This is a genomic window from Rhodococcus sp. Q1 (assembly GCF_004153645.1).
GTDB lineage: Bacteria > Actinomycetota > Actinomycetes > Mycobacteriales > Mycobacteriaceae > Rhodococcus > Rhodococcus gordoniae.
The window spans coordinates 652,087-672,880 of the sequence record NZ_SDMJ01000004.1; the positions used below are offsets into that span (position 1 = coordinate 652,087).

General features: G+C 69.3%; 22 protein-coding genes. 11 read left to right on the plus strand and 11 right to left on the minus strand.

Annotated elements, in window-relative coordinates; genetic code table 11:
- The first annotated feature begins 133 nt into the window (after window positions 1-133).
- The 5 genes from EQ874_RS15315 to EQ874_RS15335 all read left to right on the plus strand — a co-directional run bounded on the left by EQ874_RS15315 (window position 134) and on the right by EQ874_RS15335 (window position 4,463).
- Window positions 134-1,165 (plus strand): zinc ABC transporter substrate-binding protein, encoded by a 1,032-nt coding sequence (locus EQ874_RS15315; RefSeq protein WP_129977260.1) that lies wholly within the window; start codon window positions 134-136, stop codon window positions 1,163-1,165.
- A gap of 26 nt (window positions 1,166-1,191) precedes the next feature.
- Window positions 1,192-2,055, plus strand: a complete 864-nt coding sequence (locus EQ874_RS15320; protein ID WP_016932103.1) for an ATP-binding cassette domain-containing protein — start codon at window positions 1,192-1,194, stop codon at window positions 2,053-2,055.
- On the plus strand, window positions 2,052-2,936 hold the full coding sequence (locus tag EQ874_RS15325) for a metal ABC transporter permease (protein ID WP_064065436.1): 885 nt from the start codon (window positions 2,052-2,054) through the stop codon (window positions 2,934-2,936). The genes EQ874_RS15320 and EQ874_RS15325 overlap by 4 nt, the downstream gene beginning before the upstream one ends.
- Before the next feature lie 133 nt (window positions 2,937-3,069).
- On the plus strand, window positions 3,070-3,828 hold the full coding sequence (locus EQ874_RS15330; protein ID WP_129977261.1) for a 5-oxoprolinase subunit PxpA: 759 nt from the start codon (window positions 3,070-3,072) through the stop codon (window positions 3,826-3,828).
- 26 nt (window positions 3,829-3,854) lie between these two features.
- Window positions 3,855-4,463: an allophanate hydrolase subunit 1 gene (locus EQ874_RS15335; protein ID WP_064065434.1), complete on the plus strand. Its 609-nt coding sequence runs from the start codon at window positions 3,855-3,857 to the stop codon at window positions 4,461-4,463.
- A 107-nt stretch (window positions 4,464-4,570) separates the two neighbouring features.
- On the opposite strand, the gene mgtE is transcribed toward EQ874_RS15335, so the two are convergent.
- A complete protein-coding gene (mgtE, locus tag EQ874_RS15340; protein ID WP_129977262.1) occupies window positions 4,571-5,920 on the minus strand; it encodes a magnesium transporter in 1,350 nt (449 codons plus the stop codon).
- Window positions 5,921-6,006: 86 nt separating this feature from the next.
- On the opposite strand from mgtE, the gene EQ874_RS15345 reads away from it, so the two are divergent.
- The gene (locus EQ874_RS15345) at window positions 6,007-6,879 is read left to right on the plus strand and encodes a biotin-dependent carboxyltransferase family protein (RefSeq protein WP_064065432.1); all 873 of its coding nucleotides are present in this window, start codon (window positions 6,007-6,009) and stop codon (window positions 6,877-6,879) included.
- 19 nt (window positions 6,880-6,898) lie between these two features.
- Here EQ874_RS15345 and EQ874_RS15350 read toward each other — a convergent pair whose 3' ends face one another.
- From EQ874_RS15350 to carD, 6 genes are all read right to left on the minus strand, one after another.
- A complete protein-coding gene (locus EQ874_RS15350) occupies window positions 6,899-7,942 on the minus strand; it encodes an alpha/beta hydrolase (RefSeq protein WP_129977263.1) in 1,044 nt (347 codons plus the stop codon).
- 98 nt (window positions 7,943-8,040) lie between these two features.
- Window positions 8,041-9,009: a 23S rRNA (guanosine(2251)-2'-O)-methyltransferase RlmB gene (gene rlmB / locus EQ874_RS15355; protein WP_129977264.1), complete on the minus strand. Its 969-nt coding sequence runs from the start codon at window positions 9,007-9,009 to the stop codon at window positions 8,041-8,043.
- The gene (gene cysS / locus EQ874_RS15360) at window positions 9,009-10,403 is read right to left on the minus strand and encodes a cysteine--tRNA ligase (RefSeq protein ID WP_129977265.1); all 1,395 of its coding nucleotides are present in this window, start codon (window positions 10,401-10,403) and stop codon (window positions 9,009-9,011) included. The genes rlmB and cysS overlap by 1 nt, the downstream gene beginning before the upstream one ends.
- A gap of 11 nt (window positions 10,404-10,414) precedes the next feature.
- Window positions 10,415-10,891: a 2-C-methyl-D-erythritol 2,4-cyclodiphosphate synthase gene (ispF, locus tag EQ874_RS15365; RefSeq protein WP_129977318.1), complete on the minus strand. Its 477-nt coding sequence runs from the start codon at window positions 10,889-10,891 to the stop codon at window positions 10,415-10,417.
- Window positions 10,892-10,896: 5 nt separating this feature from the next.
- On the minus strand, window positions 10,897-11,604 hold the full coding sequence (gene ispD, locus EQ874_RS15370) for a 2-C-methyl-D-erythritol 4-phosphate cytidylyltransferase (protein WP_064063140.1): 708 nt from the start codon (window positions 11,602-11,604) through the stop codon (window positions 10,897-10,899).
- A 27-nt stretch (window positions 11,605-11,631) separates the two neighbouring features.
- Window positions 11,632-12,120: an RNA polymerase-binding transcription factor CarD gene (gene carD, locus EQ874_RS15375; protein WP_006550486.1), complete on the minus strand. Its 489-nt coding sequence runs from the start codon at window positions 12,118-12,120 to the stop codon at window positions 11,632-11,634.
- 276 nt (window positions 12,121-12,396) lie between these two features.
- On the opposite strand from carD, the gene EQ874_RS15380 reads away from it, so the two are divergent.
- The 3 genes from EQ874_RS15380 to dinB all read left to right on the plus strand — a co-directional run bounded on the left by EQ874_RS15380 (window position 12,397) and on the right by dinB (window position 15,811).
- On the plus strand, window positions 12,397-13,029 hold the full coding sequence (locus tag EQ874_RS15380; RefSeq protein WP_064063139.1) for a hypothetical protein: 633 nt from the start codon (window positions 12,397-12,399) through the stop codon (window positions 13,027-13,029).
- Between the two features lie 90 nt (window positions 13,030-13,119).
- Window positions 13,120-14,511, plus strand: coding sequence for a DNA repair protein RadA (gene radA / locus EQ874_RS15385; protein ID WP_016934082.1), 1,392 nt, complete (start codon window positions 13,120-13,122; stop codon window positions 14,509-14,511).
- Between the two features lie 40 nt (window positions 14,512-14,551).
- Complete coding sequence (gene dinB, locus EQ874_RS15390) at window positions 14,552-15,811, plus strand: DNA polymerase IV (protein WP_129977266.1); 1,260 nt, start codon at window positions 14,552-14,554, stop codon at window positions 15,809-15,811.
- On the opposite strand, the gene EQ874_RS15395 is transcribed toward dinB, so the two are convergent.
- Window positions 15,808-16,371 carry a PaaI family thioesterase gene (locus tag EQ874_RS15395; RefSeq protein WP_064063137.1) on the minus strand — a complete coding sequence of 188 codons (564 nt, stop codon included), beginning with the start codon at window positions 16,369-16,371 and terminating at the stop codon, window positions 15,808-15,810. The two genes, dinB and EQ874_RS15395, sit on opposite strands and share 4 nt — an antisense overlap.
- A 94-nt stretch (window positions 16,372-16,465) precedes the next feature.
- Between EQ874_RS15395 and disA the strand changes: the two genes are divergently transcribed.
- Window positions 16,466-17,548 carry a DNA integrity scanning diadenylate cyclase DisA gene (gene disA, locus EQ874_RS15400; protein WP_129977267.1) on the plus strand — a complete coding sequence of 361 codons (1,083 nt, stop codon included), beginning with the start codon at window positions 16,466-16,468 and terminating at the stop codon, window positions 17,546-17,548.
- A gap of 15 nt (window positions 17,549-17,563) precedes the next feature.
- Here the strand turns inward: disA and EQ874_RS15405 are convergent, their stop codons facing one another.
- Both EQ874_RS15405 and EQ874_RS15410 read right to left on the minus strand, forming a co-directional pair.
- Complete coding sequence (locus EQ874_RS15405; protein ID WP_064063135.1) at window positions 17,564-18,301, minus strand: hypothetical protein; 738 nt, start codon at window positions 18,299-18,301, stop codon at window positions 17,564-17,566.
- 102 nt (window positions 18,302-18,403) lie between these two features.
- Window positions 18,404-19,033, minus strand: a complete 630-nt coding sequence (locus EQ874_RS15410; protein ID WP_016931943.1) for a carbonic anhydrase — start codon at window positions 19,031-19,033, stop codon at window positions 18,404-18,406.
- A gap of 92 nt (window positions 19,034-19,125) precedes the next feature.
- Between EQ874_RS15410 and EQ874_RS15415 the strand changes: the two genes are divergently transcribed.
- Window positions 19,126-20,010 (plus strand): A/G-specific adenine glycosylase, encoded by an 885-nt coding sequence (locus tag EQ874_RS15415; protein WP_129977268.1) that lies wholly within the window; start codon window positions 19,126-19,128, stop codon window positions 20,008-20,010.
- Here EQ874_RS15415 and EQ874_RS15420 read toward each other — a convergent pair.
- The gene (locus tag EQ874_RS15420; RefSeq protein WP_064063133.1) at window positions 20,007-20,762 is read right to left on the minus strand and encodes an alpha/beta hydrolase; all 756 of its coding nucleotides are present in this window, start codon (window positions 20,760-20,762) and stop codon (window positions 20,007-20,009) included. The genes EQ874_RS15415 and EQ874_RS15420 overlap by 4 nt on opposite strands.
- Window positions 20,763-20,794: the final 32 nt, after the last annotated feature.

Genomic DNA, 20,794 nt, shown 5'->3' on the forward strand with positions numbered 1-20,794 from the left:
CTCAGGGATGGTGGGAGGGTTTCGCGCCGTCCGCTAAAGTGGAACGGTAACGGTTACCAATAACGTTTGGGTCGGTCGCTCGGTCGTTCCGGACCCCGTTCGCCGAAGACCGCCGATCCTCAGGAGAAGAACTGTGCGACTGTCCTCCCGCACGGCCCTCGCAGCCGCTGCCGTAGCCTGCGCGACCGCACTCGCCGCGTGCGGCACCGATACCTCCGGCGCCGACGACGACGCCATCAGCGTCGTCGCCTCCACGAACGTGTGGGGGTCGATCGCGCAGGCCGTCGCCGGAGACCGCATCGAAGTCCGCTCGCTCATCACCGAACCGAACGCCGACCCGCACTCCTACGAGGCCAGCCCCCTCGACGCCGCGGCGATCAGCGACGCCTCGCTCGTGGTCTACAACGGGGGCGGCTACGACCACTTCGTCGACGACATCCTCGACGTGAGTGGCGAGAAGCCGGCCGTCGTCGAGGCCTTCGCCCTGTTCGAGTCCGGCGCGTACTCGGATCTGCACGCCGGGCACGACCACGGCAACGAGGATTCGCCCGAGAATGATTCGGACACAACCATTTCCGATGATCATTCGCACGAGACCGGAGACGGCCACTCGCACGAGGGCCACGACCACGGCGGCATCAACGAGCACGTCTGGTACGACCTCGCGACCGCCGACGCCGTCGCGCACGCGGTCGCCGACCGGCTCGCCGAACTCGATCCCGAGGGTGCCGCCGTCTACGAGACCAACGCGGCAGCATTCCACGAGAATCTGCACTCCGTGGCGGATGTCGTCGACAGGATCGCCGACACGCACGGCAACGCTCCCGTCGCTCAGACCGAGACCATCGGTCACTACCTCGTCTCGGCCGCGGCACTCGACGACGTCACTCCCCCGGACTTCACCAATGCCATCGAGAACGGCACCGACCCGTCCCCGGCGGCGATCGCGGCGACGCGGCAACTGCTGGTCGACAAGCAGGTTCGCGTCCTGATCTACAACCCGCAGACCGAGGACCGGATCAGTCGCGAGATGCGCACGGCAGCAGAGTCGTCGGGCGTCGCGGTGGTCGAGGTTTTCGAAACCCTGCCCGACGGTGTCGACTACATTCAGTGGCAGGCCCGGACCGCCGAGACCCTCGCCGCCGCGCTCGAGACCGCTTCCTGACCATCCGATCGAGAACACGGACTTCGGTGACACCTCCTCCATCCGACCGCACACCCACCGTCGAACTCCGCGATGCCCGGCTGGCATTCGGAGATCGCGTCCTCTGGGAAGGTCTCGACCTCGTCGTCGAGCCCGGCGAGTTCCTGGCGGTGCTCGGACCCAACGGTGCCGGCAAGACGTCGCTGCTCAAGGTGCTGCTCGGCCAGCTCCCGCTCACCTCGGGAACGGCGACGATCGCCGGGCAGCCCGTCCGAACCGGGAACTCCCACGTCGGCTACGTACCGCAGCAGAAGTCACTCGACGAGGGCGTACCGCTCCGGGGACGCGACCTCGTCGGCCTCGGTATGGACGGACACCTGTGGGGCACCGGCCTGCGGACCCGCCGGCGCCGCCGCGTCGCGGTCGACGACGCGATCGCCCAGGTGGGCGCCGAGTCCTATGCCGGCGCCCCGATCGGCACACTCTCCGGCGGTGAGCAGCAGCGGCTGCGTATCGCGCAGGCCCTCGTGGGCGATCCGCGGGTGCTCCTGTGCGACGAACCGTTGCTGAGTCTCGATCTCGCCAACCAGCACCTGGTGTCGTCGCTCATCGACCGCCGCCGCCGCGACCACGACACCTCCGTACTGTTCGTCACCCACGAGATCAACCCGATCCTGCCGCTGGTGGATCGCGTGCTGTACCTCGTCGACGGCCAGTTCCGCATCGGCACTCCCACCGAGGTGATGACCTCGCAGGTGCTCTCCGAGCTGTACCGCACCGACGTCGAGGTGCTCGAGATGCGCGGACGTCTGGTGGTGGTCGGCACCGGCGACGCCATCGACGCGCTCGGCAGCGCCGGCGGACTGCGCCCCGGGGAAGGCGTCCACCACGATCACGAGGACCACGAATGAGCAGCAAGTTCACCGACGCCCTGGGCCGGATGTTCGACGTGGAGACCACCGTCGAACTCCTGCAGTACGACTTCGTGCAGCAGGCGCTGGTCGCCGGTGCGATCCTCGGGCTGCTCGCCGGCGTGATCGGCCCGTTGATCATCAGCCGTCAGATGGCGTTCTCCGTGCACGGCACCTCCGAGCTGTCGCTCACCGGCGCCGCCGCGGCGCTCATCGTCGGGGTCTCGGTGGGGCTCGGCGCCGTCGTGGGTGCCGTGATCGCCGCGATCCTCTTCGGGGTCCTGGGAACACGTGCGCGCGAACGGGACTCCGTCATCGGTGTGGTGATGGCCTTCGGTCTCGGCCTGGCCGTCCTGCTGCTGTGGGCCTACGACGGGCGCACCGGTGCCGCCTTCTCGTTGCTCACCGGTCAGATCGTGGCACCCGGTGGCACCGGCATCGCCCTGCTCGCCGCGTGCGCTGCCGTCGTGATCCTCACGCTGCTGGTGATCTACCGTCCGCTGCTGTTCGCCAGCACCGACCCGGAGGTCGCGGCCGCCCGCGGCGTCCCGGTCCGCGCGTTGTCGATCGTGTTCGCGGTACTCGTCGGTGTCACCGCCGCCCTCGGCGTGCAGATCGTCGGGGCGCTGCTGGTGATGGCGCTGCTCATCACCCCGGCCGCCGCGGCGGCACGCGTGGTCAGCGGACCGCTCGCCGCCACCGTGCTGTCGGTGGTCTTCGCAGAGATCTCGGCGGTCGGCGGCATCCTGCTCGCACTGGCGCCCGGCGTGCCGGTCTCGGCGTTCATCACGACGATCGCGTTCGTCATCTACATGGTGTGCCGCGTGATCGGCACCGCCCGCAGCCGGCGGGGTTCCGGACGGGTCGCCGCAGCTGTCTGACCGACGCGAACGCGATCGTCCCGTGGCCCTGGCATTCGCTCGGTGGTGCGAGCCCGGGCACGGTGTGCGATCCCGAGGCCGGGTGCTCGGCCGGCGCGGGTTGTACGTGCTCGACGGCGCCTAGACTCGGGGCGTGACCCGCATCGATCTCAACAGCGACCTCGGCGAGAGTTACGGCCGGTGGCGTCTGGGCGACGACGAGACCATGCTCGACATCGTCACCAGCGCCAACGTGGCGTGCGGATTCCACGCCGGCGACCCGGCGACCCTGCTGAGCACCTGCTACGGCGCCGCGAAGCGCGCGGTGCGGATCGGCGCCCAGGTCGGATACAACGACCTCGCCGGCTTCGGTCGTCGCTTCATCGAGGTGCCGTCCGCGGATCTCACCGCCGAGATCATCTACCAGATCGGTGCACTGGACGGGCTCGCGCGAGCGGCGGGCTCGTCGGTCGGCTACGTCAAACCCCACGGCGCGCTGTACAACGCGATCGTCCATCATCGCGAGCAGGCCCGGGCCGTGGTGGACGCGGTGCGCGCCTACGACGCCTCACTGCCCGTCCTCGGGCTGCCCGACTCCGTCTTCCTCGAGGAAGCCGAACGGGCCGGTCTGAGGGTCGTCACCGAGGCGTTCGCCGACCGCGCCTACACCCCCGCCGGGACGCTGGTCTCCCGGCGCGAACCCGGTGCGGTACTGCACGATCCGGACGAGATCGCCGAGCGGGTCCTGCGCATGGTCACCGAGGGAGTGGTCACCGCGATCGACGGGAGCGACATCCGTGTGGGAGCGCAGTCGGTGTGCATCCACGGCGACTCCCCCGACGCCACGGCGGTGGCCGTCGCCGTCCGGCGCCGCCTCGACGCCGAGAACATCGACATCCGGGCGTTCGTGTGACTCCCGGGACGCCGCGAGGTACACCGATGAGGATCATCCGCGCCGGGGACAGCGCACTGCTCGCCGAGTTCGAGTCCCTCGACCAGGTTCTCGGCCACTTCCGGGCGCTGGACCGGGAGCGGCCCGGAGGCGTCGTCGATCTCGTTCCGGCGGCTCGGACGCTGCTGGTGAGCTTCGATCCGACCGAGACGAACGTGCAGGTCGTGCACCGGTGGATCGCCACCACCCCACCGTTGTCCGAGGGAGCCACCACCATCGAGGAGGTGACGCTCGAAGTCCGGTACGACGGAGCCGATCTCGAAGAGGTCGGTGAGTCGACCGGCCTGGGCGCCGACGGCGTGGTTGCCGCCCACACCGGCAGCCTCTGGACGGTCGCCTTCGGCGGATTCGCGCCCGGCTTCGCCTATCTCACCGGTGGGGACCCGCGGTTGCACGTGCCGCGCCGCAGTTCGCCGCGCACCACCGTGCCGTCCGGCGCAGTGGGGCTCGCAGGCGAGTTCTCGGGCGTCTACCCACGGCAGTCGCCGGGCGGGTGGCAGCTGATCGGAACCACCGACGCCCCGCTGTGGCAACCGGATCGAACCCCTGCGGCACTGTTGCGGCCGGGACACACGGTGCGCTTCGTAGCACTCTGATCCGCTCGCTCGACCTCGGTTCCACTGCGCTGTTGCGCTCGGTCCCGCTGCGCCGTTGCGCTCGGTCCCACTGCGCCGTTGCGCTCGGTCCCACTGCGCCGTTGCCCTCAAATACCCAGCACGGTCTTCGCGATGAGGAAGTAGATCACCAGGCCGGTCGCGTCGACGAAAGTCGTGATGAACGGGTTGGAGAACACCGCAGGATCGGCGCGAATCGATTTGGCCACCAACGGCATCGCACCACCGACCGTGGCTGCGAGAGTGCAGGTGCTCACCAGCGTCAACCCGATCACCGCACCCACCGACGAGTCGTAGACCAGGGACGTCAGGACGAACGCGACCGTTCCCAACAGAACTCCGAGGGACAGACCCACCCGGAACTCGCGGGCGATCACCCCACCGATGTCGTGCGGTGTCACGTCGTCGAGTGCCAGCGCGCGGGTGACGGTGGTGGCGGCCTGATTTCCGGTGTTCCCGCCGGTGCCGATGATCAACGGCACGAACAGCGCGAGAGTGACCACCTGGTCGAGGGTCGACTCGAAGACCTCGAGGACCTGGACCGTGAGTGTCGCGCCGAGCGCCAGGACGAGCAACCACACCACCCGTGAGCGCACCAACTGCCCGACCGGTGTCGCGAGATACGGCCGGCGCAGCGGCTCGGTACCACCGATCCGGGCCTGATCCTCGCTGTCGGCGACCTCGAGGATCCGAAGGGCGTCGTCCACGGTGAGGATGCCCACCAGTCTGGTCTCGCTGTCGACGACGATCAACGCCAACAGCTCGAGTTCGGCACATCGGCGCGCGGATTCCTCTGCATCGTCGGTGACGCGGGCCCAGTACGGTTCGTTCATGATGTCGGCGATCACCGTTCCCGGCGACGCCCTCATCAGCGCGCGCAGGCCGATCACACCTACGAGCACGCGCCCGTCGTCCACCACCGGCAGGGTGTACACCGTTTCCGCGTCGTCGAGGCGACGACGTACGACGTCCATCGCCTCCTCGGCGGTCATGTCCTGACGCAACGACACGAAGGCCGGACTCATCCGCCGGCCGATCGCACGCTGCGGATAGCCGAGAATCGTGGAGGTCATCTCCCGCTCGTCCGGCGGCAGCCCGTGCAGCAGCGACGAGGCGACCGTGGCGGGGAGCTCGTCGAGCAGTTCCACCCGGTCGTCCGGTTCGAGGCCGGCGAAGATCGCGGCCACCTGATCGTCGCGTAGACCGCGGACCAGTTCGCTCCGCATGCTCGGATCGAGATGTTCGAAGACCTCGATCGCACGGTCCTTGGCCAGAAGCCGGTAGAGCACCGCACGGTCGGTCCGGCCGAGCCGTTCGAGCACGTCGACGACCTGGTCGACCTTCAGTTCCGCGACGGCGCCGTGCGCTGCCGGAAGATCGTCGGCCTCGAGGGCCTTCTCGACGAGTCTCGTCGTCGCACGGACGTCCGCTTCCTCCATGCCCGGCACCTCCGTCCTCATCATCTTCAACCTATCCCGTCCTTTCGGTAGAAGTTCGGCCGGGCAAGCGAACGCGGTGGGTGAGAATGAACGTCGTGGCGTGGTTCGAGGTGATCTCCGGTGGAATGCTCACGACGGTGCAGGATCGCGGACGTCCCGGTTACGGCTCCTCGGGGCTCACCCGGTCCGGTGCCGCCGACCGGCGCGCGCACGACGCGGCGAATCGTCTCGTGGGCAACCGGCCGGACGCCGCGACACTCGAGGTGACCGGCGGCGGTCTCGTCGTCCGCAGCGTCGGCGAGACGACCGTGGCGGTGACAGGCGCCCGCGCCGACGTGACCGTGTGCAATCGTCCGGTCGGCGACTGGGCGCGCATCACCCTGCGGAACGACGACGTACTGCGGATCGGCCTGCCGAACGACGGCCTGCGGATCTACCTCGCCGTACGCGGCGGCATCGATGTCCCGGAGGTGCTCGGCAGCAGATCCACCGACACCTTGTCGAACACCGGACCGTCACCGGTACGCACCGGCGACCGGCTGCTCGTCGGCGCGATGTCGGCCGGCCTGCCCGACGAGGAACAGTTCCCACCGCCTCCACCGATGGGCGATCCCGTGGAGATCCGGGTGCGGCCCGGGCCGCGCGACGACTGGTTCACCCCCGGATCACTGCGTGCCCTGTTCCACGAGACCTGGACGGTGACACCACAACTCGACCGGGTGGGCATCAGGTTCCATGGCCCCGGCCGCCTGCACCGGGCACGGCACGAGGAGATGCCCAGTGAGGGCATGGTTCCGGGGTCGCTGCAGATACCGCCGGACGGGCACCCGGTGCTGTTCCTCGCCGACCATCCCGTCACGGGCGGCTATCCGGTCGCCGCAGTGGCGATCGCCGCCGACCTGCCCGTCGCGGCGCAACTGCGTCCCGGGCAGCGGGTGCGGTTCGTACCGGTCCGGTGATCGGCCGGTCCTGCGAGCGTCAGATCCGGGACCGGACGGACGGATCGACCTCGTCCGTCGGGTCGGCGGTCGTCACCCGTCGCACGAAGGTGATCGCCTCGTCGAGTGCGTGTTCCGCCGGCGGCGAGATACCCGGCAGGCTGAGATAGCCGTGCACCGTGCGGGGGTAGTCGGTCTCCGTCACGTCACCACCCTTGTCCCGCAACGCCGACGCATATCGAACGGCGTTGTCGCGCAACGGGTCGTGTCCTGCCACTTGTACGAGGGCGGGCACGGCGGCACCGGCGAGCGTGCCGCGTAGCGGTGCCGCGGTCGGCGCATACGGGTCGGCTCCGGCGAGATAGAGACGCACGAACGCCCGCATGCCGCGGGAGGTGAGCACCGGAGCGTTCGCGAACTGCCGCTCCGACGGGAACTCCTCCTCCATCTCCGTCGCCGGATAGATCAGCACCTGACCGACCGGCAGCGGACCGTCCGACCGCCCGGCCACATCGGCGACGACGGCGGCGAGATTGCCGCCGGCGCTGTCGCCCGCGACCACGACGCGGGACGGATCACCGTCGAACTCCGCAGCGTGCGCGACGACCCACCGGAACGCGGCCCAGCAGTCCAGTACCGCCGCGGGATACGGATGTTCGGGGGCGAGCCGGTAATCCACCGACACCACCACGCACGGGGTCCGCGCGGCCGTGTGACTCGCCCACCATTCGTTCTGCTCCGGATTGCCGAGCACCCACCCCCCACCGTGGAACAGCAGAACGACCGGCAGCGGGCCGCTCACACGTGCGGAGGGTCGATAGATCCTCAGACGAGTCCGGACCGGCGAGTCCTCGGCTTCGAGGTCGTCGATCGCGTCGTGCTCGAGATCGACCCACCTGTCCTCGATCCGCACGCCGGGATGCGGCCGGCCCGAGATCAACCGGCCGACCGGAGACGCCAGCAGTTTCGCGCGCGCAGCACGGCGTGCGGGAATCTCGTCGACGCGGGCGTCGGCGATGGACTTGCCGGTGAAGCGTTCGAGGAACGCGAACACCGTCGTGCGGAACGGCAGAGAGGCGGCCACGAGGACAGACTAGGCCCTCGTGGCGGTAGAGCCGGCCGACTCGGCCAGGCCCGGCGCTGCCGCGTAGTCGGTCAGGCCCGGCGCTGCCGCGTAGTCGGTCAGGCCCGGCGCTGCCGCGCGATGTCGGCGAGCACCACACCCGCGGCGACGGAGGCGTTGAGCGACTCGACGTCGCCGGCCATCGGGATCGACAGCACCGCGTCGCAGGTCTCGCGCACCAGGCGCGAGAGTCCCTTGCCTTCGGAACCCACGACCACGACCACGGGATCGGTGCCGTCGAAATCGTCGAGGTTGGTGTCGCCACCCGCATCGAGACCGACGACGCGGACACCCCGGGACTGCCAGTCCTTGAGAGTGCGCGTGAGGTTGGTGGCACGCGCGACGGGCAGCCGCGCTGCGGCTCCGGCACTCGTGCGCCACGCCACCGCGGTCACCGACGCCGAGCGGCGCTGCGGGATCACCACACCGTGCCCGCCGAAGGCCGCGACCGACCGGATCACGGCACCGAGATTGCGCGGATCGGAGATGTTGTCGAGGGCCACGAGCAGCGGCCGCTCGTGATTCTCCGCGGCGCGGGCGAGCAGGTCGTCGGGATGCGCGTAGCGGTACGGCGGCACCTGGAGACCGATGCCCTGATGCATCCCGTTGGCCGACAGGCGGTCGAGTTCGGAACGCGAGACCTCGAGGATCGAGATGCCCATCTCGGCCGAGCGTTGCACGGCTTCCTTGAGCCGCTCGTCGGACTCCGCGCCGAGGGCGACGTACAGAGCGGTCGCGGGGACACCGGCACGCAGGCACTCGACGACCGGGTTGCGGCCCAGCACCATCTCCGGGCCGTCCTCGGCCTTGCGACCTGCTGCGGGGCGACGACCGCCGCCGCGAGGATCTGCGGCCTTGGCCGCGGCCCGGGCACGCCGCGCGGCGGGGTGGTAGGGCCGGTCCTCGGCCTTCGGGGTGGCACCGCGCGCTTCGAGGCCGCGACGCCGCTGCCCGCCGGACCCGACGACCTGGCCCTTCTTCGTGCCGCCCTTACGAATAGCGCCGCGACGCTGGGAATTGCCTGCCATCACTGTCCTGCTTTCAGAGACCACTCGGGTCCGTTGGGCGTATCGGTCACTTCGACCCCCGCAGCTGCGAGACGATCCCGCACCTCGTCGGCCACCGCCCAGTTCTTCTCGGCCCGGGCGGTCGTGCGGCGTTCGAGATCCGCGCCGACCAGGACGTCGAGGGCCGCGAGCGCGGCCGATCCGGAATCGTCGGTGGAGCACCAGTGCTCGTCGAGCGGGTCGACACCGAGGATGCCGAGCATGCTCCGGATCTGCGACGCGATCTGCACGGCCGCGTCGAGATCACCGTTGTCGAGCGCCTTGTTGCCTTCGCTGCGCTTGCGGTGGATCTCGGCGAGCGCCTTGGGCACACCGAGGTCGTCGTCGAGTGCTTCGGCGAAGGCGTCCGTCCAGGCACCCACGGGTACCTCTCCGGCCCGGTCGCGGGTCTTGAGCACGAACGACTCGAGCCCCCGGTAGGCCGCCGCCGCTTCGGCGAGCGCGTCGTCGGAATACTCGAGCATCGAACGGTAGTGGGCGCTGCCGAGGTAGTACCGCAGTTCCTGCGGGCGGACCCGGGCGAGCACGTTGGGGATGGACAGCACGTTGCCGAGCGACTTCGACATCTTCTCGCCGCCCATCGTCACCCAGCCGTTGTGCAGCCAGTAGCGGGCGAAGCCGTCGCCTACGGCGCGGGACTGGGCCATCTCGTTCTCGTGGTGCGGGAAGACGAGGTCCATGCCTCCGCAGTGGATGTCGAAGGTGCCCCCGAGATAGAAGCCCGCCATCGCGGAGCACTCGAGATGCCAACCGGGACGACCGCGCCCCCACGGGGTGGGCCACGACGGCTCCCCGGGCTTCTCGGCCTTCCACAGCGTGAAGTCTCGCGGGTCGCGCTTGCCGAGTCCGGCGCTCTCACCCTGATGGACGTCCTCGATGCGGTGACCGGAAAGGGCTCCGTATTCCGGATAGCTCAGCACGTCGAAATAGACGTCGCCGTCGGCGGCGTAGGCGTGCCCGGCGTCGATGAGACGCTGGATGAGTTCGATCATCTGTGTGATGTGGCCGGTCGCGCGGGGTTCCACCGAGGGGGGAAGTACACCGAGCGCGTCGTAGGCGCGGTTGAAGGCCCGCTCGTAGGTCGAGGCCCATTCCCACCACGGCCGGCCCGCTTCTGCTGCCTTGCGAAGAATCTTGTCTTCGATGTCTGTGACATTTCTCACAAACAAGACATCGAGGCCCTTGGCTCCGAGCCATCGGCGGAGCACGTCGAACGCAACGCCGCTGCGTACGTGCCCGATATGGGGTTCGCCTTGGACGGTGGCCCCACACAGGTACACCGAGGCCTGGCCGGGGGTCAGCGGTTCGAAATCCCGCACGGCCCGCGATTCGGTGTCGTATAAGCGCAAGGTCACGACCGTCGATCCTACCGCTCGTCCTGCTGCGCCAGGACCAGTGCGGTCGCAACCGCGGCCACACCTTCCCCCCGGCCGGTGAGGCCGAGTCCGTCCGTCGTGGTTGCCGACACGGAGACCGGACCGCCGAGCGCCGCGGACAGCACCGCCTGCGCCTCCTCGCGTCGCGGCCCGACCTTCGGGCGGTTCCCGATCACCTGAACGGCGGCGTTGCCCACCACCCAGCCGGCGTCGGCGAGCAGACGTCGCACCTCCTCGAGCATGGCGACGCCGGAGGCACCGGCCATCTCGGGTCGCCCCGTACCGAAGACGGCTCCGAGGTCGCCGAGACCGGCGGCCGAGAGCACGGCATCGCACAGGGCGTGCGCGGCGACGTCACCGTCCGAGTGGCCCACGCAGCCGTCGGCGTCCTCGAACAGCAGACCGGCCAACCGGCAGGGCCGCCCGGGCTCCACGGGATGCACGTCCGTTCCGATACCGACACGCACGATGCTCACATCTCCTTCTCGGTGCGGACGCCGGACGCGAGCACGGCACGTGCCAGCACCAGGTCCAGCGGGGTGGTGATCTTGAAAGCGAGCGGATCGCCCGCGACAGTGGTGACGCGTTGGCCCGACCGCTCGACGAGTCCCGCGTCGTCCGTGGCGTCGGCAGCGTCGCGGTTCGCCCGCTCGAGCAGCGCGACGTCGAATCCCTGCGGGGTCTGTACCGCGCGGAGGGTCGAGCGGTCGGGGGTGCCGGTGACAGCGCCCTCGGCGTCCACACTCTTGACGGTGTCGACGACGGGCAGGACGGGGATCACCGCGTCGCTGCCCGCCCGCAGCGCGTCCACGACCCGGACGAACAGATCGGCCGGGGTGAGCGCACGCGCGGCATCGTGGACGAGGACGAACCGTGCTCCCGATGCCGCCGAGAGACCGGCACGCACCGAGTCGGCGCGTTCGGCACCACCCGCCACCACGCTCACCCGGTCGGCGAACGCCTCACCGACCAGCCGGGCCGCGGGCGTCGCGGCCAGTTCGGGTGGCGCGACGATCACGACACGATCGACCACCGCCGAGGCGAACATCGCCTCGACCGAGCGGTCGAGCATGGTGCGGCCGTCGAGTTCCACGAACGCCTTGGGCAGTGGTTCACCCAGGCGAACACCACGGCCGGCCGCCGGAAGGATTCCGACGACCGGCCCGTTGCGATCGTTCATGTGCAGTTTGCCGATGTCTCGCGCCGATCAGGAAGCGGCGGCGAGAACCTCGTCGAGCATGGTTTCCGCCTTGACGTCGTCGGTGCCTTCGGCGAGCGCGAGCTCACCGACGAGGATCTGACGAGCCTTGGCGAGCATCCGCTTCTCACCTGCGGACAGGCCGCGGTCCTGCTCCCGGCGCCACAGATCGCGCACCACTTCTGCGACCTTGTTGACATCACCGGAGGCCAGCTTCTCGAGGTTGGCCTTGTACCGCCGTGACCAGTTGGTGGGTTCTTCGGTGTGGGGTGCGCGCAGCACCTGGAAAACCTTGTCGAGGCCTTCCTGCCCGACGACGTCGCGAACTCCGACGTACTCCGCGTTCTCTGCAGGTACCCGGACCGTCAGGTCGCCCTGCGCGACTTTCAGAACCAGATATTCCTTCTGCTCACCCTTGATGGTGCGTGTTTCGATTGCTTCGATCAGCGCCGCACCGTGATGGGGGTATACGACGGTGTCTCCGACCTTGAAAATCATGTGTCCCGTGCCCCTTTCGATTCTCCCAGTTTAACACGTGACCACATCGCCCTCGCGTCAACGGTGCAGGTCAGGGGCATCGAGCGTTGAGCGCAGGGCTTGACAGGCAGTCTGTTCCGTGTATCGGGTGACGTCCGACACACCCTCCGATCGGCGCCGGTCGATATCGCCGCCCGGACGGGAATCCGCACGAGATCCGGCCCCGACGTACACAGCGCACACGGGAACTACTACTCTGCCTAGTGGATTGCGAGCCTTACTCGAGTGGAGGAACCCGTGACTGCTCTCAAAGCGCCGACTCGTCGAGTCGTGACCGCTCTCGCCCTTGCCGCGGGAGCGGCGCTCACGATGTCCGCGTGCAGCGCCGGTCAGATCACCCAGACCTCGACGCAGGTCGCGGCCATCAACGGTTCCAACGTGGACGCCGGCAGCCTCGCGCTGCGCAACGTGCACGTGATCTACCCGAACTCCGAGGAGTACAGCATCGAGGCCGGCGGCACCGCCCAGCTCGGCTTCACGATCGTCAACCTCGACCCGTACGTGGGCGACAACCTCACCGGTATCTCCACCGATTTCGCGGCTTCGGTCACGGGCACTCCCATCGAGGTCCCTCCGCAGTCCTCCGTGGTCGCCGGTGTCTCCGAGGCGAACGCCGCCCTCGTCGAGGAGGTCGACGAGTCGCCGCGTCCGAACAGCACCGAGGAGACCCCCTCCCCCGCTCCGGCCGGCGTCGTCAACAGCGTCGAGCTCGTGAACCTCTCCGAGGGTGTCCGTCCGGGCCTGACGATCCCCGTCACCTTCACCTTCGCCGAGGCCGGCGACGTGACCCTGTCCGTGCCGGTCGACGCCGGACCGGAGCTTCCCCGCGACGAGTCGGAACTCTCGCCGATCGTGGGCGAAGCACACTAGGAATTCCTTACGAGAGGGCCCGGTCGAGCACAGCTCGGCCGGGCCCTTCCGTATCCGCCCGATGTCGGTCCGACCGTCTATTCTCCGGCCGTGGCAAAGACCAAGACCCTCTACCGCTGTTCCGACTGCTCGCACACCGTCGCGAAGTGGGTCGGACGCTGCCCCGAATGCGGCACGTGGGGGTCGATGGACGAAGCACCCGTCCAGCCCGTCGCGGTCGCCGCACGAGCCGGAACCTCGCTCGCCCGCGCCGGTGCCGCCGCCGTGTTGCCGAGCACTCCGGCCACTCCCCTGTCACAGATCGACGGCAAGGCGACGCACGCGAAATCCACGGGTATCCCGGAGCTCGACCGCGTCCTCGGCGGCGGCGTCGTCCCCGGTTCCGTCGTCCTCCTCGCCGGCGAACCCGGCGTCGGCAAGTCCACGTTGCTCCTCGAGGTGGTACACCGGTGGGCGCTGCGCGGCGAGTCCGATCGGGCTCTCTACGTCACCGGCGAGGAATCGGCCGGTCAGGTGCGGTTGCGCGCCGACCGCACCGGTGCCGTGCACGACCGGGTCTATCTCGCCGCCGAGAACGACCTCGCGACGATCTTCGGGCACGTCGAGCAGGTCGGGCCCACGCTGCTCGTGGTCGACTCCGTACAGACGATGCTCGCCGCCGACGTCGACGGCGTCACCGGCGGTGTCACACAGGTACGCGCGGTCACCAGCGCCTTGACCTCCCTCGCGAAGTCCAGCGGCATCCCGGTGCTGCTCATCGGTCACGTCACCAAGGACGGCGCGGTGGCCGGTCCGCGTTCCCTCGAGCACCTCGTCGACGTGGTGCTGCACTTCGAGGGCGACAAGCACTCCACGCTGCGCATGGTGCGCGGGGTGAAGAACCGCTTCGGGGCCGCCGACGAAGTGGGGTGCTTCGAACTCGCCGAGGACGGGATCGTCGGCGTGAGCGACCCGTCCGGATTGTTCCTGCAGCACCGCGACGAGGCCGTGCCCGGCACGGCGGTCACGGTGACGATGGACGGCAAGCGCCCCCTCCTCGGTGAGGTCCAGGCTCTCGTGGTGCCCACCCACAATCCGTCTCCGCGACGTGCCGTGAGCGGCCTCGACTCCGCGCGGGTCGCGATGGTGCTCGCGGTGCTCGAGCGTCGCTGCGGTCTCGGCCGCCTCGGCAACTGCGATGTCTACGCCTCCACCGTCGGTGGCATGCGGATCACCGATCCGTCCGCCGACCTCGCGCTCGCGCTCGCCGTCGCCTCGGCCGTGCGCGACCAGCCCGTACCCGCCGGCACCGTGCTGCTCGGCGAAGTCGGTCTCGCCGGCGAGGTCCGTCGTGTGGCAGGCGCGGGCCGTCGTCTCGCGGAGGCGAACCGGCTCGGCTTCGACCGCGGAGTCGTTCCGCGCGATGTCGAAGGTGTACCGAAGGGCATGAAGAAGTTCGAGGTGTCGAACGTGGCGCAGGCGCTGTCGACGCTCACGCGCTGACTCACGTTTCCGCTGCCGTGTCGGCGACCGGTGCGAACATGTGTTCGTGTCCGACGCGACGGTGCTGCACGCCGACCTCGACGCGTTCTACGCGTCGGTGGAGCAGCGCGACGATCCGTGGCTTCGCGGCAAACCGATCGTCGTGGGCGGGGGCGTCGTGCTCGCGGCAAGCTACGAGGCCAAGGCCCACGGCATCGTCACCGCGATGTCCGGCCGGGCCGCTCGCGCGCTGTGTCCGGGAGTGATCTCGGTGCCTCCCCGCATGGAGGCCTATGCGCAGGCCTCCCGCGACGTGTTCACGATCTTCGACCGCACGACGCCCCTCGTGGAGGGAATCTCGATCGACGAGGCGTTCCTCGACGTCTCCGGCCTGGGGCGCATCGCGGGCAGCCCCGTCGACATCGCCGCGCGCCTGCGCCGCACGGTCGCCGAGGAGGTGGGCCTGCCGATCACCGTCGGTGTCGCACGCACCAAGTTCCTCGCGAAGGTCGCGAGCGGAGTGGCCAAACCCGACGGCCTGCTCCTCGTCCCTCCGCATGCCGAACCGGAGTTCCTCCACCCGTTGCCGGTGGAGCGGTTGTGGGGCGTCGGCAAGGTCACCGCGGCGAAGCTGCACGCGCACGGACTGAGGACCGTGGCCGACGTCGCCTCCCGTTCCGAGTCCGATCTGGTTTCGCTGCTCGGACGCGCGGCGGGTCGCCACCTGCACGCCCTCGCGACCGGTCACGATCCGCGTCCGGTCCGTCACCGGCGGCGCAGTTCGATGGGCGCGCAGCACGCGCTGGGTCGCGGACCGCACAGCATGGAGTCGGTGGAGGAGACGCTGCAGTTGCTCGTCGACCGGGTATGCCGGCGGATGCGCCGATCCGGACGTCTCGGGCGCACGGTCGTCCTACGGATGCGGTTCGCCGACTACACCCGCGCGACGCGCTCTCACACCCTTCCCGGGGCCACCGCCCGCACCGACATCCTGTCGGCCACAGCACGCGACCTGCTCGACCGGACCCGGCCGCTCATCGCCGAGCGCGGTCTCACCCTGATCGGTATCGCGGTGACGAATCTCGCCGGCGAGGGCGTCGAACAGCTCGAGCTACTGTTCGACGAGCCGATCGACGCGGAGACCGGTACCGGCGATGCGCGGACCCATCGTGCCGTCGACCGGCACGCGCTCGATGCCGTCCTCGACGACCTGCACTCTCGCTACGGTGCCGGCGCGGTCACCTCGGCCACTCTGCTCGGGCGCGATCACCGTCCCGGGGTTCCGTTGCTTCCCGACGGCCCCGGCGAACCGGCCTCCTAGACCGCCGAGATGTCGTGCTCGCTCTGCGGGATGCCGTCGGCGTAGTCACGCCCCTTCGCGAAATGCTCGTGACCGACGACGACGAACAGCCCGACCGACGACGCCACCACGACATCCGGGTCGGCCAGCGGTCCGTCGACGATGCGTGCCTCCGCGCTGGTGTAGACCTTGCGCCGCACCGTGCCGTCGACGCGGGCACGGAACTCGAGGACCGAACCCAACGGGATCGGGCGGGCGAAATCCGTCTCGAAATGCCCGGTGACGACGGCGGTCCGCAGGGCGGCGTTGCACGCCATTCCCTGCACCTCGTCGAAGGCCGTCATCAGGATGCCGCCGTGGATGAACCCCGGTCCGCCCTGATAACGCGTGGCGACGTCGAGCCGGCCGAGCACGTCGAGGCCCTCACCGAGAGTGAAGTCCATCGCGAGACCCGACGGCTGGTCGTCGCCGCAACCGAAGCATTTACTCCAGTGCTGCGGTACGGAGACCCCAGGGCCGGGATGATCTTCCGGTAACTCGGGAACGACGAGATCGTCGGGCAAAGTCCAGGTGCTGCGCATAAGCAAGTAATGTAGTTGCGCGGTCGGGAGCGCCGATCCGGGAGTCCGCGCAGTGTGACGACGACCGCAGACCGCACACGGAAGGGATGTCCAGATGACCGAGTCGGCGCCGGCCTCGACGCTGAGCGACACCATCGCTCGCCTGGCGCCCGGCACTGCGCTACGCGACGGTCTCGAACGGATCCTCCGTGGTCGGACGGGCGGACTGATCGTCCTCGGTTTCGACGAGAAGGTCGCCGAGCTGTGCGACGGCGGATTCGAGCTCGACGTCGAATTCGCCCCCACCCGGCTGCGGGAATTGTCGAAGATGGACGGGGCGGTGGTCGTGTCCACCGACGGCTCGCGCATCGTGCGCGCCAACGTCCAGCTCGTGCCCGATCCGAGTATCCCCACCGTGGAGTCCGGCACCCGGCATCGCGCCGCCGAACGCACCGCGATCCAGACCGGCTATCCGGTGGTCTCGGTCAGCCAGTCGATGAGCATCGTCAGCGTGTACATCGACGGTCGTCGCCACGTCATCAACGACTCCGCGACCATCCTGTCCCGGGCCAACCAAGCCGTCGCGACACTCGAGCGCTACAAGGCCCGCCTCGACGAGGTGACCCGGCAGTTGTCCGTGGTCGAGATCGAGGACATCGTCACGCTGCGCGACGCGCTCACCGTGGCACAACGACTCGAAATGATGCACCGTCTGTCCGTGGAGATCGAGCAGGACGTGCTCGAACTCGGTACCGACGGTCGCCAGCTGGCCCTCCAACTCGAAGAACTCGTCGGCGACAACCAGCTCGCCCGTCAGCTCATCGTGCGCGACTACCTGGCCGGCGATCATGTTCCTTCTCCGCAGGAGGTCGATCAGGCGCTCGAGCGTCTCGCGCGCCTGACCGACGTCGACCTGCTCGATCTGACGACCCTTGCCCGCGCCTTCGGATATTCGGGCACCATCGAGGCCCTCGACACCTCGATGAGTCCTCGCGGTTATCGCGTGCTCCATCGGGTGCCGCGCCTGCAGACCGGGCAGATCAACCGCCTCGTGGGGGCATTCGGCACCCTGCAGGGGCTGCTCGCCGCCACCGCTGCCGATCTCCAGGCGGTCGACGGTGTCGGCGCCCTCTGGGCGCGGTACATCCGGGAAGGACTGTCGCGGCTGGCCGAAGCCGCCATCAACCACTACGACTGAACGGCACTCGTCTGCTCAGGGCGTGATGTTGAACGGTTCGGGCGCGCTACGCAGGCCGCCGAGCTGCCCCACCACGGTGTAGGCACCGGGACCGACCGGTTCGCGCGGTGCCGTACAGCCGGGTTCGGAGGTCGTCGCCGACCACTTGACGGAATAGGCCGCCTGGTCGCCCGGGGCGAGCGACCGGATGTCGGCGGTCGATTCGGGGAAGCAGTCGGTGTTCGCCCAGAGCCGCTCGTTACCGTCGAGGCTGTAGACGAGCACCTGCTGCAGACCGGCACCGAGGTCGCGTTCGCACTGCGAGGTCCCGATGTTGGTGATGACGATCGTGAAGTCGGGCTCGGAGCCGACCCGGTAGTTCGGCTCGTCGGCCGTCACCCGCACGGCGAGCGACTGATCGGAGCACTGCCCCGACGGAACCGGTGCGGCGGAGGTGGTCGTGGACGAATCACGCTCGCCCGTGTTCGCCGCGGCCGAACTCTCGGGGCCGCGCGAGCCGGACGAACCCGATCCTCCACCACTTCGCGTGGTGCTCGCGGACGCCGCCTCGGCGGACGCGTCGGCCGCCGTGGTCGTGGCGGAGGTCGTCACTTCCGCCGCCACGGGCTCGGGATTCGGATCGGGATCGTCGCCGCCGGTCAACGCCACTACGAGCCAGATGACCAGGGCCAGCACGACCACCGAGACACCGATCGCGAGAACACGTCGTCGCCAGTAGATCTCGGGGGGCAGAGGACCGGTCGGTTCAAGCACGCCCCCCACGGTATGTGCCGTGGGGGGCGCTCGGCTACACCACCGTCGGCGTGTCGCTGTGACCTGCGGTCACATCGCTGCCGCCGGCGGGTCCGCGCCGTCTCAGTTGTCGGAGACCTCGCCGATGTCGCCGATATGTCCCCGCAGGCTCACGCGACCGTCGTCGAGCTTGTAGGTGACGCCGACGATGGCGCAGCGGCCGTCCTCGACGCGCTCGGCGATGATCCGCGAACGATCCGTGAGCAACTTGCCCGTCTCGACGACGTGCCGGCCTTCGAGTTCGTCGACGCTGTCCAGGCCCTCGGCCCGGCCCATGAGGATCGACGGGGCGACGCGCTCGACGAGGCTGCGGATGTGGCCGCCGGGGACCGTGCCCTTGTCGAGAGCATCGATGGTCGCTGCGACGGCACCGCAGCTGTCGTGCCCGAGGATGACGATGAGCGGAACGTTCAGGATGTCGACGGCGTACTCGATGGAACCGAGCACGGAGCTGTCGATGACGTGGCCCGCGGTGCGGACCACGAACATGTCACCGAGTCCCTGGTCGAAGATGATCTCTGCTGCTACGCGGGAGTCTCCGCAACCGAACAGCACGGCGGTGGGATGCTGACCGTTGACGAGTTCGGCGCGACGGTCGATCCCCTGGCTCGGGTGCAGCGGGGTGCCACTGACGAAGCGATGATTACCCTCGGTCAGGGCTTTCCAGGCTGAGATGGGATTGGAATTCGGCATGCGTACATTATTCACCTGCGCGCATGTCCGATTTCGTCCGACATCTCCGTTGCGGATCCCCACCCCCACCTTGTGATCGGAGGAGACCCGAGATGTCCGTGGATGCATCGTTGTTGCTGCGCTGGTATGCCGCCGGGGCCCGCGACCTTCCGTGGCGCCGCGACGGGGTGACGGGCTGGCAGATCCTCATGTCCGAGGTGATGCTGCAACAGACGCCGGTGGCCCGGGTGGCACCGATCTGGGAGGAGTGGGTGCGACGCTGGCCCGTGCCGTCGTCGATGGCCGCCTCGAGCCAGGCGGAGGTCCTGCGGGCGTGGGGCACACTCGGCTATCCGCGCCGCGCGCTGCGTCTGCACGAGTGCGCCGGCGTGCTCGCCGCCGAACACGACGATCGGGTTCCCGAGGACGTCGATGTCCTGCTGAGCCTGCCCGGCGTCGGCGCCTACACCGCGCGGGCGGTGGCATGCTTCGCGTACGGGCAGCGTGTGCCGGTGGTGGACACGAACGTGCGGCGTGTCGTCGCCCGGGCCGTCCACGGTCGGGCAGAGCCGGGGAACCCGTCGACCACACGGGATCTCGCCGACGTCGAGGTGCTCCTCCCGAGTCAGCGTGCTCGTGCGGCGACCTTCTCCGCGGCGCTGATGGAACTCGGCGCGACCGTGTGCACCGCCCGCACCCCCGACTGCGGGCGCTGCCCGCTGCCCGACTGCGCCTGGGTGCAGGCCGGGCGACCCGCGCACGACGGGCCGCCCCGGAAGGCGCAGAAGTTCGCCGGCACGGATCGGCAGGTGCGCGGCCGGTTGATGGCGGTGCTGCGCGAGAGCAGCGTCCCGGTGGAGCGTCCCGTCCTCGACAGCGTGTGGACCTCGGATCCGGGTCAGCGCGACCGCGCCCTGCATTCGTTGCTGGTGGACGGTCTCGTCGAGCAGACCGACGACGGCCGGTTCGCGCTCGCCGGCGAGGGGTCGGTGTCCTAGAGTCGACTGCCCGACAGCGACTGCGTCGTCAGGAAGCGCTCCACGGCGGCACGGAACTCGCCGGGCCGGTCGTCGTGCACGAGGTGCCCCGCGCCCTCGACGAGGACGTACTCGGTGCCGGGGCGCGTCGCCATCTGCCGCATCTGCCCCTCCGGGGTGATGGTGAACTCGCCCTCGAGCAGCAGCGCGGGCACCCGGATCGAGTTCCACTCGTCCCAGAAGTGCCGCGACCCCCATTCCTCCGAGATGTCACGGAAGGTCGCGACGTCGCCGTGCAGATACCAGCCGTCCTCGCGCCGGACGAACGAATCGAGGAAATAACGCCCCGCGACGGGACCGAAACGGTCGAGCACCGCCTCCTCCGTGGGGAACGGTTGCGGCCACTGTTCGACCATCGCCGCCCAGTTCGCGGCGGTGCGGCCCCGGAAGTCGGGGGCCATGTCCTCGAGCACCAGCGCGGTCACACGTTCGGGACGAGCAGCGGCGAAGCACCACGCGTGCAGGGCGCCCATCGAGTGCCCGATCACGACGAGCGGTTCGGTGATCCCGTGCAGATGGGCGTCGAGATCGGCGACGAATGCCTCGGTGGTGAGGTCGTCGGGAGCGGAGCGCCCGTGGCCGGCAGCGTCGAAGGTGTGGACGTGCCCGTGTTCGCGCAGCCACGGCACGTGGCGACGCCACGTCCGCGCGCTGCCCATCAGGCCGTGCAACAGCAGGATGGGTCGTCCGGTTCCGCCCTCGTCGTGCAACACAATCGACCAAGTTAGCGGAGTAGGCTCTCGCG

Bases quoted from the DNA above. Each gene is read 5' to 3' on its own strand.
- EQ874_RS15325 (WP_064065436.1), top strand. From the start codon at position 2,052: ATGAGCAGCAAGTTCACCGACGCCCTGGGCCGGATGTTCGACGTGGAG.
- EQ874_RS15335 (WP_064065434.1), top strand. From the start codon at position 3,855: ATGAGGATCATCCGCGCCGGGGACAGCGCACTGCTCGCCGAGTTCGAG.
- mgtE (WP_129977262.1), bottom strand. From the start codon at position 5,920: ATGGAGGAAGCGGACGTCCGTGCGACGACGAGACTCGTCGAGAAGGCC.
- EQ874_RS15345 (WP_064065432.1), top strand. From the start codon at position 6,007: ATGAACGTCGTGGCGTGGTTCGAGGTGATCTCCGGTGGAATGCTCACG.
- rlmB (WP_129977264.1), bottom strand. From the start codon at position 9,009: ATGGCAGGCAATTCCCAGCGTCGCGGCGCTATTCGTAAGGGCGGCACG.
- ispD (WP_064063140.1), bottom strand. From the start codon at position 11,604: ATGAACGATCGCAACGGGCCGGTCGTCGGAATCCTTCCGGCGGCCGGC.
- carD (WP_006550486.1), bottom strand. From the start codon at position 12,120: ATGATTTTCAAGGTCGGAGACACCGTCGTATACCCCCATCACGGTGCG.
- EQ874_RS15395 (WP_064063137.1), bottom strand. From the start codon at position 16,371: ATGCGCAGCACCTGGACTTTGCCCGACGATCTCGTCGTTCCCGAGTTA.
- disA (WP_129977267.1), top strand. From the start codon at position 16,466: ATGACCGAGTCGGCGCCGGCCTCGACGCTGAGCGACACCATCGCTCGC.
- EQ874_RS15410 (WP_016931943.1), bottom strand. From the start codon at position 19,033: ATGCCGAATTCCAATCCCATCTCAGCCTGGAAAGCCCTGACCGAGGGT.
- EQ874_RS15415 (WP_129977268.1), top strand. From the start codon at position 19,126: ATGTCCGTGGATGCATCGTTGTTGCTGCGCTGGTATGCCGCCGGGGCC.